The 13,617-nt window shown below is 57.8% G+C and carries 8 protein-coding genes and 3 pseudogenes; 6 read left to right on the forward strand and 5 right to left on the reverse strand.

Annotated features, from left to right (window positions below):
* Positions 1–293 precede the first annotated feature (293 nt).
* Both ltrA and D3227_RS38170 read left to right on the forward strand, forming a co-directional pair.
* Positions 294–1,553 (forward strand): group II intron reverse transcriptase/maturase, encoded by a 1,260-nt coding sequence (gene ltrA / locus D3227_RS38165; RefSeq protein WP_120019199.1) that lies wholly within the window; start codon positions 294–296, stop codon positions 1,551–1,553.
* Between the two features lie 80 nt (positions 1,554–1,633).
* Positions 1,634–1,965 (forward strand): annotated as a pseudogene (locus D3227_RS38170) (transposase); the annotation flags it as partial.
* A gap of 246 nt (positions 1,966–2,211) precedes the next feature.
* Here D3227_RS38170 and D3227_RS38175 read toward each other — a convergent pair.
* Positions 2,212–3,228, reverse strand: coding sequence for an IS110 family RNA-guided transposase (locus D3227_RS38175; protein WP_120019200.1), 1,017 nt, complete (start codon positions 3,226–3,228; stop codon positions 2,212–2,214).
* 66 nt (positions 3,229–3,294) lie between these two features.
* Here D3227_RS38175 and D3227_RS38180 point away from each other — a divergent pair.
* A pseudogene (locus D3227_RS38180) lies at positions 3,295–3,465 on the forward strand (IS630 family transposase); the annotation flags it as partial.
* 290 nt (positions 3,466–3,755) lie between these two features.
* Here D3227_RS38180 and D3227_RS38185 read toward each other — a convergent pair.
* Positions 3,756–4,931 carry a T6SS phospholipase effector Tle1-like catalytic domain-containing protein gene (locus D3227_RS38185; protein ID WP_120019201.1) on the reverse strand — a complete coding sequence of 392 codons (1,176 nt, stop codon included), beginning with the start codon at positions 4,929–4,931 and terminating at the stop codon, positions 3,756–3,758.
* Between D3227_RS38185 and D3227_RS44620 the strand changes: the two are divergent.
* From D3227_RS44620 to D3227_RS38195, 3 genes and pseudogenes are all read left to right on the forward strand, one after another.
* Positions 4,871–5,023, forward strand: a pseudogene (locus D3227_RS44620) (hypothetical protein); the annotation flags it as partial. The gene D3227_RS38185 and the pseudogene D3227_RS44620 sit on opposite strands and share 61 nt — an antisense overlap.
* Positions 5,024–5,796: 773 nt before the next feature.
* The gene (locus tag D3227_RS38190; protein ID WP_167481052.1) at positions 5,797–6,603 is read left to right on the forward strand and encodes a zinc metalloprotease; all 807 of its coding nucleotides are present in this window, start codon (positions 5,797–5,799) and stop codon (positions 6,601–6,603) included.
* Between the two features lie 34 nt (positions 6,604–6,637).
* Positions 6,638–7,408 (forward strand): hypothetical protein, encoded by a 771-nt coding sequence (locus tag D3227_RS38195; RefSeq protein WP_120019203.1) that lies wholly within the window; start codon positions 6,638–6,640, stop codon positions 7,406–7,408.
* 5 nt (positions 7,409–7,413) lie between these two features.
* Here D3227_RS38195 and D3227_RS38200 read toward each other — a convergent pair whose 3' ends face one another.
* From D3227_RS38200 to D3227_RS38210, 3 genes are read right to left on the reverse strand one after another with little or no spacing between them, the layout of a single operon-like run.
* On the reverse strand, positions 7,414–8,649 hold the full coding sequence (locus D3227_RS38200) for a trypsin-like peptidase domain-containing protein (protein ID WP_147377798.1): 1,236 nt from the start codon (positions 8,647–8,649) through the stop codon (positions 7,414–7,416).
* Positions 8,650–8,669: 20 nt separating this feature from the next.
* Complete coding sequence (locus D3227_RS38205) at positions 8,670–11,642, reverse strand: ATP-binding protein (RefSeq protein WP_120019205.1); 2,973 nt, start codon at positions 11,640–11,642, stop codon at positions 8,670–8,672.
* Complete coding sequence (locus D3227_RS38210; RefSeq protein ID WP_147377799.1) at positions 11,642–12,667, reverse strand: hypothetical protein; 1,026 nt, start codon at positions 12,665–12,667, stop codon at positions 11,642–11,644. The genes D3227_RS38205 and D3227_RS38210 overlap by 1 nt, the downstream gene beginning before the upstream one ends.
* Positions 12,668–13,617: the final 950 nt, after the last annotated feature.

Here is a 13,617-nt window from a genome sequence, read left to right on the forward strand (position 1 = left end):
AACGCCGGGTGAAGATATGGCGCAAGGAAAAGGCTCACGCGATGGTGTTTGATGCGTCGCCGTCGGTCGCGACCGTCAAGACAATGGCCAACTGAACGGCCGCAGCCGTGGGGAACATCTTGGTGAGGCAACGGAGGAATCGTTCAGGAGCATTCCGTGATGAGGCAATACGGCCTCTCACCCAGATTGTCGCGCTACACACCGACCCGTATGAGCGTTGAGGGCCCTGTAATGGGGTCGGAGCAAAGGGGGCGGATCAGGTGGTCGTATTGTTTGAAACAACTGGAAACAGGATGACTTCGGAAAGTACGACAGACAAGCCGTTTCGAATTGAGAAACGTCGAGTGTACGAAGCTTACAAAGCGGTCAAAGCCAACCGTGGCGCAGCCGGGGTGGACAGGCAGACTCTGGAGATGTTTGAGAAAGACCTTGCGAGAAATCTCTACAAGATCTGGAATCGGATGTCTTCGGGGACTTACTTTCCGCCGCCCGTGCGTGCCGTCTCCATTCCGAAGAAGACTGGGGGCGAAAGGGTTTTGGGTGTGCCCACCGTCAGCGATCGAATCGCGCAGATGGTGATCAAGCAGATGATTGAGCCGGATCTGGACTCCCTCTTTCTTCCGGACTCCTACGGTTACAGACCGGGAAAATCGGCTCTGGATGCCGTCGGCGTGACGCGTCAGCGGTGCTGGAAGTATGATTGGGTTTTGGAATTCGACATCAAAGGGCTGTTTGACAATCTTCCGCACGATCTCCTGCTGAAGGCGGTCAGAAAGGACGTGAAGTGCAAGTGGGCTCTGCTCTACATCGAAAGGTGGTTGACAGCGCCGATGGAAAAGAAGGGAGAAGTCATGGAGCGCACACGCGGCACCCCGCAAGGGGGCGTGATTAGCCCGATTTTGTCGAATCTTTTCCTGCACTATGCATTTGATCTCTGGATGACGAGGACGCATCCCGAACTTCCATGGTGTCGATATGCCGACGATGGTCTCGTGCATTGCCGGAGCGAGCAACAAGCCGAAGCCCTCAAGGCGGAGCTGAGTTCTCGGCTGGCAGCGTGCGGACTTCAGATGCATCCGACAAAGACCAAGATTGTCTACTGCAAGGATCAACGGCGCAGAGAGGCGTATCCGAATGTCACGTTTGACTTTCTCGGGTATCAGTTCAGGCCGCGACGGGTGGCGAACACACAGCGGGACGAGTTCTTCTGTGGTTACACGCCTGCGGTCAGTCCGACGGCGCTCAAATCGATGCGGGCAACGATCAAAAGCTTGAACATCCCGCGGCAGACGCCGGGGACGCTGACCGAAATTGCCAAACAGCTCAATCCGCTCCTCCGGGGATGGATTGCCTACTATGGATGGTACAGTCGTTCGGCCCTGTCCACTCTGGCTGATTACGTTAATCAGAAACTCAGGGCTTGGATCAGGCGAAAGTTCAAGCGCTTTCAGTCCCACAAGACACGCGCCAGTCTCTTCTTGCGAAAGCTGGCGAAGGAAAATCCGGGACTGTTCGTGCATTGGAAGGCGTTCGGAACGAACACGTTTACCTGATGGGAGCGGTGTGAATCGAGAGGTTCACGCACCGTTCTGCGAGAGGCCGGCAGGTGAAATCCCTCCGGCCTACTTACCCTGGACTATCGACCAAGATGGCCCGGCTGCGGGGCCGTGCGCCATGCGGTGAGCGTTGCCGGGCGGGCGTGCCGCACGGCCATTGGAAAACCACCACCTTCACCGGCGCACTGCGGCTGACGGGCATGACCGCCCCGTTCGTCTATGACGGCGCCATGAACGGCAACGTATTCCTGGCCTATGTCGAGCAGGTGCTGGTCCCGACCCTGTCGGAGGGCGACATCGTCGTGATGGACAACCTTCCCGCCCACAAGGCCGCCGGCGTTCGCGATGCAATCGAGACGACCGGCGCGAGGCTCATGTCCTGCCGCCCTACAGCCCTGACTTCAATCCGTGTATGGATGGCTCCTGCGGGTCAAGGGTGTCGGATCGGGTTTGGTGAACAGGTCGGTTGCGGCCATGTATACGGCGTCTGAATGTGCAACGGGATCGCTGCGCGCCCTGATGAATATCCGCTTGGAGAACAGGTCCCACTCAATCGAGCGCGCTCGAGGCGCTTCGGATTGATCGGGGTGTCCTGGTTCTTCGTCTCCGTTTGTTCGCCATCACCTCACTTTGCCCTGACCATTCCGAGAGCCTGTCAGGCGGCAGTGGCCTGCGGCTTGTAACGCGATCCATCCCTGAGGACGGCGAAGATTGTTCTTGCCATACGATGCGCCAAGGCGATGGCAACGACCTTCGTCTTCTTCCGCATCAGCATACTCGATAGCCAGTCCGGTCCCGGCTCGCGCTTGAGCCGACATCTGAGCATGATCTGCGCCATGGCGCCCAGATACAGCAATCGTCGGATATAACGATTGCCCATCTTCGAGATTCGGCCGACCTTCTGTTTGCCTCCGGTGGAGTGCGGTTTGGGCGTGAGGCCGAGCCAAGCCGCATAGTCTCTCGCGCAGTCGAAATTGTCGACATCCGGCGTCGTCGCCGCGATGATCGTCGCCGTCAGCATGCCGACGCCTGGGATCGTAGCCAGACGCTGGCTTGTCTCGTTTTGCACGTGGGTCTCTTCGATCTCGTCGGTCAGCCGCTCGATCCGCTTGTTGGTCTCGGCCAACTGATCGAAGAGCAAACTCACGGGCATCCGAGCCACTTCCGGCAGCCGATCCAGTTGTTCCTTCAATCCATCGACGTTCTGTGCGCCCTTCGCTGCAATGATGCCGAACTCCGTCATGTGGGCTCGGATCGCGTTGCCGATCTGCGTGCGTTGGCGAACCAGAAAGTCCCGCGTGCGGTGAAGAACCAGAACCGAAGAGCAGGCTTCGCTCTTGATGGCGACAAACCGCATGGAAGGGCGCGTCACGGCTTCACAGATCGCGGCTGCATCCGCAGCATCCGTCTTCCCGCGCTTCACGTAAGGCTTCACATAAGACGGCGGCATCAGGCGGACGTCATGCCCCAACTCCTGCAACCGGCGTCCCCAGTCGTGAGCGCCCGCCCAAGCTTCCATGCCGATCAAGCATCGCGGACGCTTCTGGAAAAACGCGAGCAACTGGCTGCGGCGAAGCTGGCGGCGCGCGAAAATCCGACCGTTCTCATCGACACCATGGACCTGGAAGACGCTCTTTGCTAGGTCAATACCGACTGTGGCAAGCTTGGACATGGATGGCTCCTCTCTTTGGGACAATGACATTCCAACTATGGCGCAATGCGACGCCGGGAGCAGGAGCCATCCATCCCATCAATCGAAAACGCCTTCTCAAAACTCAAGGCTCTTATGCGCGCCAAAGCCGAGAGGACAATCACAGCCCTGTGGATCGCCGTCGGATCGCTCGTCGACCTCTTCACCCCAGCCGAATGCCAGAACTACTTCAAGGCCGCAGGTTATGACCCAGATTAAACCGGACGTGCTCTATCTAGGCCTTGCAGGTGGCGGCCGCCATCGCTCCGGGATCGAGCCGTTGCTCTGGCGCAAGACCGCGGTGAGGTGCGGACCCACGATTTGCGTATAGGCAGACGCGGTTTCCGTTCTCGGTGGCTGGCGCTCAGCAGCCTAATTGACCGACCTGCCAGGAGAACATCACGAGCCATGGCGGATTCGGCATCGACCGTCACGTTCTCCTCATGTTGCGAGCTGCGAGAGTGGAATTCGTCCTCTGCTGGCGACGATGCCACCAAGAAACAAAACTGCTATCTTATCCAAGCGCGAAAAGTCTCCCTCAGGTCGGCATCAGTCACATACTTGAGATTTTCGAAGTCGTCTCTATATCTTTCTGTATTTGAAGAGTGTTTCCAGACAACGAACTTTTTTAGCAGATATAAATGCAGCGGATGAAACTCGTCGCCAACGTGGACCATGTGGCTACGGGACTTCTTCTGTGGGACGAAAGGCTCTGGGTTGACTACGATACGGTTCTCTCGCCTCTTTGCCTTTATCTGGCTAACTACTCGTTGGTATCCAGACCGATCGAGTGCAACGCCCCCATATTTAGCAAGCATGTCGCTCATGCTTAGCAGACAAACGTTGGAAACGAAGTTTTCTTCGTACCCCCCACCAACGTCGGAGTGAACTCCTGGCACCCAGATTTCCCGTACCTTCTGGCCTGAGATCCCTCCATTGGTTCCAAGCTGAAAGCGCTGGAGAATGAATTCTTCCCGCATGTCGTGCATGCTCATGAGGTGAACGATTGCTTGAACACCAGAAGCAGGAACTAAATCACGGAACTTCAGATCAAGATAAAGTTCATTGTCCTTCGGACCAACAACCGTATCAAACAAGCCCATAAATTTAATCGGCATTTCATTTGCCTTAAGTTGATGAAATACGGGACGCTTTTCACCATATGAACCCGCCAGCTCCGCTTTTAATTTTGCGATCTCCGATCGATAATCGTTGTCGTCAACTAATCGCGATATTGTTGTGAATTCGTTCCATAGACTGTCAAGATGAATCAGCATTTCGGAGCGGAGGATTCCGAAATCGGAAATGAATCTGGAAAGAATTCTGGCGGCGGCGGCTCCGCGGGAGAACCCGACTAAGATGATGTCGTCGCCTGGTCTGTAGTTGGCGCACAAATTGACGTATGCGCGAATTACAAGTTGCTCTAGATTGTCCCCAAAAACGTTCTCGCGAACCTTCTCGGTAATCCAAAAAAATCCTGATTTTCGTATAAGTCTAGAGACAGTAAAACGCGTTCCGATCCCGGGAAGATAAAATGTAACTTGGCTTTTGTGATGGTATGTTCTCCCAATCGTGTGTTTTTTGCTCTCGCCGATTATCTGATTTAAAGAATAAACATTGGAGAACAAATCATACGTCGCGTCACTTCCCGTTCCATCCATCAGAAATATCATTGATTTCGACATTTTGGCACCACGCGGTTACGAGCCTGGTCAGCATTTCACCAAAGTACGCAATTATATCCGATATTACTCAATTAGCTTTGGAGTATCAATAGAAGGGCTCGAAAGAGAAAGCAATGAGGTTAGGACCTCCAACCGTTCCGTCGCCCTCAGTTAAAGAGATACGGCACCAGCAGGCGAAGGCGGTCTGATCGCGCTTACGCTTGAATGCATTGATCGGCCTTCGATCAGGCGAGACTATCGCAATCAAAGGAGGCCGGCGCCTGCGGCGCTGCGGGGTTCCGCGACAGAAAATCTCTTGGGCTTGCGCTCATCGTTCGTTTGAAGGCTCTCGGCGGGGAAAACGGCGGCGACTGACTTGAATGGGATGCGTAGAGCGTCCGATTGCGCTCACCGCCGTAGCAATTTAGTGCGAAGTGGCAGCGTGTGAGGGCCGTTGCAGCGGCAGTGTACGAAGCCAATTGCGGGTGTGACGCAGCGCACTACGACGGCAACCTTCGTGCTGTTCCGCGTACGGTCCAGACCCACCCCATTGAATGGAATATTGGTTCGGTCGCCAATGGCACACTCGTGCGTCATGCTCCATGAACATGCAACTTCCCCAAAGTTATCCTATATTTGCAAACACATCCTTTGTTTATAATTTACTTCTTTCAGTGTTGCGCAAGTCTTGCGAAAGGCGCAATATGAAGCACGCGTAGAGACTTGAATTCGATAAATTTCACAACTGCCGTGCAATCCCATAGTTGCCATGCAGTTGAGTGCGATGCGGATATCGTCCGCGAGGTGATCTGTTAGCAAGGAGAATGCCATGGTCCAGAGACGCAGATGCGCTACCATTGATGTGGGTAGCGGTGACCGAGCCCGAATGGCCGAACTCGAAGCGCAATTCATCCAGGACACGCGGATCACCGAGGCCGATCTTTCCCTGATCATACCGGTCCATTTCATACACGTCGTCGATGGCGAGCAGGGCGCGATTAGTGCGGTTCAACGCAAGCAGCAGGTTAAGGTGCTCAATGACGCCTATGCCCCAATGGGGATTGTGTTCACCGCCGAGGAAGGAAACGTTTCGGTTGTCGACAACCCTGAATTCTTCCGCATGGGTCATATGTCTGCGCGCGAGCGCAACTGCAAAACGCAGAACCAGGCCGTCGATCCCAAGCGTGGACTCAATTTCTATACCGCTGAGCCGGGTGGCGGGCTGCTCGGCTGGGCTACTTTTCCGTTCCAGATGGAGGGTGATCCGGCGATGGACGGCGTCGTCATTATGCATAGCTCGCTGCCAGGCGGAACAGGGGCACCTTACGATCTCGGCATGACGGCAGTGCATGAGGTTGGGCACTGGCTCGGGCTCTATCACACATTCCAGGATGCATGCGTGCTTCCAGGCGACGAGGTCAGCGACACGCCTGCGCACAGCGGACCCAACTACGGCAAGCCGGCGGATGCTGAGCAGCCGCACAATCTGTGTGCAAATGCTTCCGCCGGCGCAGAATGCCCGATCCACAATTACATGAACTATGTCGATGACGACTGGATGCACGAGTTCACCAACGGACAGCGCGAGCGAATGTGGGCGCAGGTGGGGATGTTCCGCCGCGACTTGCTGACAAGCCAGGCAGCGGCAGCCGTTGCGGAAGAGGCTGAAGTCTGGGCGCAGGTTCGGTGGTAGAACAAGCGTCTCATGGCCAAAGCGCCGGTGGTCGATGGTCCTGTGCCTGCTGATTGACTTCGAAGAGGTTTTCGGTCCCGGCGCGCTGGACCCGGATGCCGTGGCGATGCTGGGCGAGTTGCGACGCCTACGGCGTGGCCTCAACGAAACGGGCGGTGATCAGGGATTAGCGATCGTTCTCGTCGATTTCGGTTCGCCTTCGGTAATGGAACTCTTCGACGATCTGGCGGCCGCAACGGGCGACGATTGGGTCCTGGCACAAGCGACGGGAGGGGGGACGACTGCCGGTCTATGTCAAGGAACGCCAGACCGCACCATCCTGCTTGCCCGCAGCGCCGAACCCAAGCTCGCCGGCGCAATGATCTGGCGCGTGGGCGACAGCAATGCCGGCCTCGTTGGCTCGGCAGACGTGGAGCGACGCGTCCGCGAAATCATGCACGTGCCGATACCGCGCACTATCGATCCCGCCCGCCGCATCGGATCGTTGACGGCGGTTCCGGCTGCTGCATCGGCCAAAAGGCTCCTTGCTGCGGCCTATCGTGATCCGACCGTAGACTGGTTGACGCTCGGCATGTTCACCATCGCCTATTGCGAAGACGGCGATGTCGAAGACGAGCTCGCCACGTCCGGCGCCGCCGTTCGCGTCGCGTCTGCGATACGCAAGCGCGAACTGTACGTGACAGGTGAGGTGCCGGGTGGCCTGTTCAGCGACGGCGGTTACAGTCTCATTAGGGTGGCGGAAGGAGAGAAGCCGCCTCCCGACGCGCAATCATGGTCTTCGCTACGCCACCAATCGATACCGTGAACGCCTCAGGGCTTGAGCCCGGCTTGACCGTCGACGATCTGCTTATGCAGGCGGGCATGGTTGGCGGCAAGATGCTTCAGGATCTGAGGGATTGGGGTCCCTACATTCTCCTGTTTCACAAGCCTGCCCATTAGTTTGAGGTTCTGATCCGAAACGCCGCGTGAGCCATAGTGCAACGCCGCAACGCTCCACGCATCGTCGCAGACCGGCGAGCCCGAAGACCCGGACGCCGTGTCGGTCAAATAGGCCAGCACGTTGTCATCTCCGAGCACCACGAAATTGTTGCGGAACCCAAGACGCATCGGGCTGCCGTTCGGATGCTGCAGCACGTTGACCCGGGTGCCAAGCGGTTGGTCTAGGCGCTTGCCGATCTTCTGTTGACGCAACCTCAACGGCAGCCGGATGCCAAATGTATTTGGCAATTGCAACAGAGCAAAGTCGAGCTCGGCGTCGCTCGCCAGCAGCGCACCGGGTCCGAGCACCACACCGTCTGCAGTATCGTTCACTTCGAAATAGTCGAATCGTACCTTTGCCGTTTCTGCCTGGAGTCGAAAATCATCGACAGTGGCGTCGCCTTCACCGAACAAGGCAGAGCGTGCGTTGACAACGTGATGGTTTGTAATACCGAGACCGGGGGCGATGACCCAGCCCGTGCCGTTGGACAGCCGGGGGCGATCGTCGGTGATGAACTCCGCCTCACCGTGGATGTGCCGATGTATGACGATCTTGAAGACCGATCCGGCAGCACGCGTGCCCATGCGCAGATAACGAATAGCAAGCGTCTCGTCGAACTCGCTGATTTGCGCCTCCCATGAGACTTCGCGATTAGCAGTGGTGAGGTAGGGTCCGCCTGGCTGCACCTGATCGTCGGCAGCCGCTCCAGGAATGGCTTCGGGCGTGACGACAAGCGGCGCCTGTTCAAGGGCCTTGACCTTGGCCAGTGCGGTCTCGAACACGCCGATTGCGGCGGCGTCCCCCGTCGACTCGATCATCGTGGAGAGAAAGATGGCCAGAGGGACTTCGCCGGTGACGAGGTTGTGCACGCGATTCATGAAATCGAGGTCGGCCCGCAGCCGCAGGTTTGGAGGAAGCGGAAACCCGGGGAGCAAACCAGTAAAACTGCGCGGAATTTGCCTGAGCAGCGCAGTCAAGATTTCGGGTGTAGCCAGCCCGCTCGCGATGGCGGCTTCGGCGATCGCTGTGAGGTCGGGCTGTTTGAGATACTGCTTCCACCCCGCCAAAGTTTCCTCCTCACTTCGCGTTACACGGCCGCTAACGTCGCCGAGGCCGCGCGCCGCCAGTCCGGCTGATAGTCGTCAAGGCCAGCCAGCGTGGCGGCCTTCAATGTGCCTGTCTCCATCTGCAGAATCACCCAGATGATCCGGGCAGCGTAGGCCTGCCGAGCGCTAAGGCGGCCATCGCCGCCATCCATCATGGCATCGATGGCCGTTTCGAGCAGAGAAGGCAGCTCGGTCCTCGTTCCCGCGGTATCAGCAAGTGTCTTCGCACCATGACGCCTGAACCGTTCCAGCTCTGGCTGCTGCTGGGCTTCCTCCAGCATCGTGCGTAGTACATCGATCCAACGCTGTTGGCGCTGGAGCCTGCCGTTGGCGACGAGGTCGAAGAGGCTCGATGCCATCTGTCGGATGACGTCCCGCGCCTCGCCGACCGCATCTTCGGAAAGGTTTGCCACGCCGCTGCGAACCACGTCCGGCTCGCGTTGAATTTCGCCGCCGTTGAGTTCCAGGAGGGCCTTGCTCAGATTGCCCTGGAAGACTGACGCGTCCGCCTTCTCCTCGCGCAAGTGCTCTATCCGCGCCACAAGCGCCTGAACGAGGGCCAGCTTGCTCCGCATCTCTTTGGCAATCTCGATCAAATCGTCGAGCGCGGCGATTGCCTCCGTCCGGCTACTCTGCGACAGGCGAACTTGATAAAGCAGCCAGAAAAGCTCAGCGCGACGGCCGCGATTGCCATGAACCGGAAAGCCGGCCAGCGCCGACTGCAGCAGCCTGTTGGCGTCAGCCGCTCTGCCAAGCGACATCAGGCATCGCGCCTCAATGGCAAATAGAGCGCTGTCGGGCGTCCGCTCGCCCCGCTGGTCGAGCAGCTGCAACGCCCTGGCCGACCCCCTGTGTTCCAGCAGGGTCAACACTTCGGGCCCGATGATCCTTTCCCAGGCAGCGGTGTCCGCGTTTGCGCGCAGCTCGGGTCCAATCTCCAGGCTCATTCGGGTGGCGAGCCATATCGTTGCTTCCGGTGGCAAGTCGGATATCGCCGTATTCAGGTAGCGTGCCGCGTCCGGACGCCAGGCATCATCGAGCGAGTGATGATCGGCGCCGCTCATGAGACCGTGGTAGATGAACTCGGCGACGCTGACCGCATCCCTTTCCGGCCGATAGAAGTCCATCGCAAGACGGTGGACGCGCATTGTCTGCTGAGGGTCTTCGGCGATGAGCATCGACAGCACGGGCGCACGCACGTCTTCACGGTAGCGCAACGAATTGTCGTCATCGAGCCTGACCAGGGTATGTTCGGCCATCAGGGCCTCGAAGAGTTCTACTGCTCGCTTTTCATCGACGCCCGCTATCCCGCATAGTGGCGCGAGGACCTTTTCGATGATTTCTGGAGTCACGCGGCGCAACACCATCCCGGGGTGCGCGAGTTGCCGCACATCCTCGTCATGAATACGCTCCAGCAGCCTACGATAGAGCCGGCCGCGGATAACCTCAGGTCCGAGCCTGAACAGTCCGAATCGCCGGGTCTGCAGATCGACGATGCCTTTGCCGGGTTGTGCACCTTCTTCGGCCACTATGCGGGCGGCGAGTCTTAGGTTGAGCGGATTGCCGCCGATCTGGCGGGCCACCGAATCGAGCGCCTCGCGAGGCATCGCGGTCTCACGATGCAGCAGTTCCACCGCGGCCACTGGTTCAAGCTCCACCAGTTCAATCTTGCTCTGTCGGATACTCGTCGGCACTGTCGCAAGTGGTGGTCTTCCCGATATCAGCAATCTGATCTGTTTTGAGGAATCGAAAAGCTGGGAAAACAGGTTCCAGAATGGTTCAAGCTGCTCGCGGGCGTAGTACTGGACCTCCTCGAAGGTATCGATGAAAAGGAGCGCGGGCGGAGTGTTGCCCCCAGGCCTCTCCAGCGCCTTGCAGGCTGCCCCAGCAAGGCTAGCAAACGCGTCGGCCAAAAGGGATAGCTGCCCACGCGACGACTCCAGCCGTTGCTCCTGCGACTCCAACTCCGATCGGCGGGACGTGAGCTGGCCACGTGCTTCGCCGTAAGCTTTGGTCGCGCGCACGAAGCCTTCGTACTCATGCTGAAAGACAGTGATCGGCTCTGTCTTACCGACAATCGCGCGACGGATGGAAACCAGGCGGACGAACTGGCCAGCGGCCTCGATCAGAATAGACTGCCCCTGCCGAAGGTCGATGGAACTGTCGTCACAGGGGAGGTACGCGAACGGAAACAGCGGACCATCTGTGTCGCCGCGGTTGTTGAACAGAAAGTGCCCGATCAGTGCCGTCTTGCCGATGCCGCCTAGCCCTTCGATGAGGAGCAGTTGGTTCTCACCGCCGCGAGCGAAGTCGGTTACCTTCGCATATAGGCTGCGTTCGAGGATGCCCGTAAACACCCGCAACTCGTTGAGCTCGTCCTCTCGTCCGACAAATTCCTCGACCAGCAGATGCTCGATGGATGAGACCGCGGCGGCGTTCTCGACTGCAAGCTTGAGCTGACTTTCGGTGAAACGCTCGATCGATAGATAGCCTGCCCACCTGTTCGCCTCGCGTAGCGCGAGCAACTCTGCATGCATGAGTTTGTCGACGTCAATTTCCTGCCCCGCCAACAGCTTCTCGAAGAAGCGCTGAGCAGGGGTCATGATCCGACCGGGAAACCTAGCGATGAGGTCGAGCGCGTCGTTCGGGCGGGCGATCTCGCGCAAGGCCTTCTCCCTTTCATCCGGCTTGAGCGACCTCCCGCGCAGCTCGCGAAATCCCGGAGCGGCATAACTGGCGCGCCGCAAGGCCGCGATCGCCACTGCATCGCGCGAACCATCCACTTGCTTCAAATCCTGTAAGGTAAAGACGTGCAGGACCGAAAGCACTGCGAGGCGACGTTGGAGGGTGGAATCCTCTTCGCTCGTGGAACCGGACTTCGTGCGATCACCTTGCGTCATATCACTGGCAAGCGCAGCCAAAAAAGCGCGACTGTAGCTGGACAGCTCCGCCATCAGATGCCAGCTCTTTCGATGGCACTGCGAAGTCGCTCGCCTACTATCGTCAGCGCTTTGAACGGCGGCACTTGATTGTCGAGAACTAGCTTTAGTGTTTCTGTCATCACGATTGCGCGGTCCTCTTGCGGAATGGCCGGCTGCGCGGCGACGATCATCTCGACGACCTCGACAACGTGGTCCCTGGTCAGAGGCATAGTTATGTATTTCTTTGCGCTGGCGCCTACTTTTAGGACCAGTTCTTCGGGGAAACCGCAGAATATCAGCCGATGCCTTCGCGCTGTGACACCCAGCGTGAACAACCTCTGCAATTCGACGAGAAATTGGAAGGTGTCCTCGCGCAGGATGCCGCGCTCAAATCCGTCGAGAACTACCCAGGCGCGGCGATTGATTCCGTTCTCGGATTTGTTGGCGTTGCCGATTACCCAATTCGCCAGTTCCTTGTACCAAGCTTCTTTGTTGGATGTTTGCGGCGGCGGCGGCACCTCGGCCGCTGTGCCGCCGAGCTGGATGACAAGGTCGACCGCAATCTCCTTTGGTCCAGATTCCGCGGCATTTGTTGGTGTGAGCGCGAACTTGCAAAACACAGCGTCCTGCTGCGAGTAACAGTAATGAGAAACCAGTTCCGCCGAGTGGGACCGGCCACTCTCGACCTCGCCGCCAATCGCAAGAATCGGTGTTGGACTCTGCATTACGGACATGTCGCGCAATATCGCGCGGAGTGGAGCGCGGTCGGCGAATGGCAGCCGATTGCTCAGCACAATGGCATCGAGCGGATGCGCGGCAGCAGGCGGAGGGTTCGTAAGTCGGTCGCTAAATCGCGCCACGTTCGCGTTCCCAGCGGCGATCAAATGTTCCAAGATGCCTTGCAGCGCCGGCGGTGCGAGTTCATATCCGCTCACTAGGCAGATCTCGATCGTCCGGCTGGACAGGAAGGTCGGACCTCCCGCGGCATCGAGCTTGCCACGCAGCTCAAGTGGCAGCAACTGAGCGAGATAGGCGCGAGGCGCAGGCTGACCGCTCACTAGGTCGTTCAGCAGGCCTATTAGCTCTTCTCGCTCATCCTCACTTAGGATGGGAATGATAGCCCCCCGCGTTCGAAATTGATCTAATAAGATACACTATCCAGGCAGTACGGTCCATTGTCGATAGAATCTGTCGAGTGGATTTCGTCTAGCTAGACTTGTCAGGCGCAGTGCTCGGAGCCAGATGTGGTGACGAGGGGAGCAATATTTCTGTGGAATAAGGGGGGAATAAGGGGAGAATTCTCAACTTGATGATCTCGGGTTCAGCGGTAGGTTGTAAAGTCTGAGGCTGTGTCTCTTGGGTTGGTCCCTAAACAGGCATTGCGAGCTTCCCTTCGCGACCTCCAAATCAGATTGGACGGAAACGGCCGAAAGCCAGTTTGACTCAATAGCCGGTATGGTGGCGGTCCGGCTGTTCACCGTGGCAGGCAGAGGCAGGCAGAATATTTGAGTGAGCGGCATCGGTTCTCGCGCAAGCATGGGTATCTCCGATACAGTCCCAATCTATTCTCTTATTGCTAAAATATCAGCTCAGTTATATGTTGAGCTGAAAGCAATTCTCGCAATGTCAAGAAGTTGCTTTTGCCTATTTATTGATAAATGAGTCGCTTTCGTCATCTGCTTGCCTGCCCGGCGATTGATGATTGCGCGCAATGGAGCATTCGAAGTTGTCTTCCACGTAATGGCGAAGGAGCCAGTAGGGACCAGCAAAACATCGGTGAGATTTTGTGTTGCGAGTGTTCGTCAATTTGGTGGCGCGCTCGGTCGCGCGACGCCGAGTAGCGGATGTCGCAGCACGTCGGTGCGGGGCCGAAGCTCCCTCAGTGTCCGTTCCAAAAAGAGGTGAGTGATTTCAGCGGGTTGTGATTCTGTCGGATTGCTGAGATTCGACGGAGATCATGATGCCCTGGACCGAAACCACTCGCCCGCAATATGTGCGGCGTTGCGCC

It is taken from the genome of Mesorhizobium waimense (genome assembly GCF_003601975.1).
GTDB classification, from domain to species: Bacteria; Pseudomonadota; Alphaproteobacteria; order Rhizobiales; family Rhizobiaceae; genus Mesorhizobium; species Mesorhizobium waimense.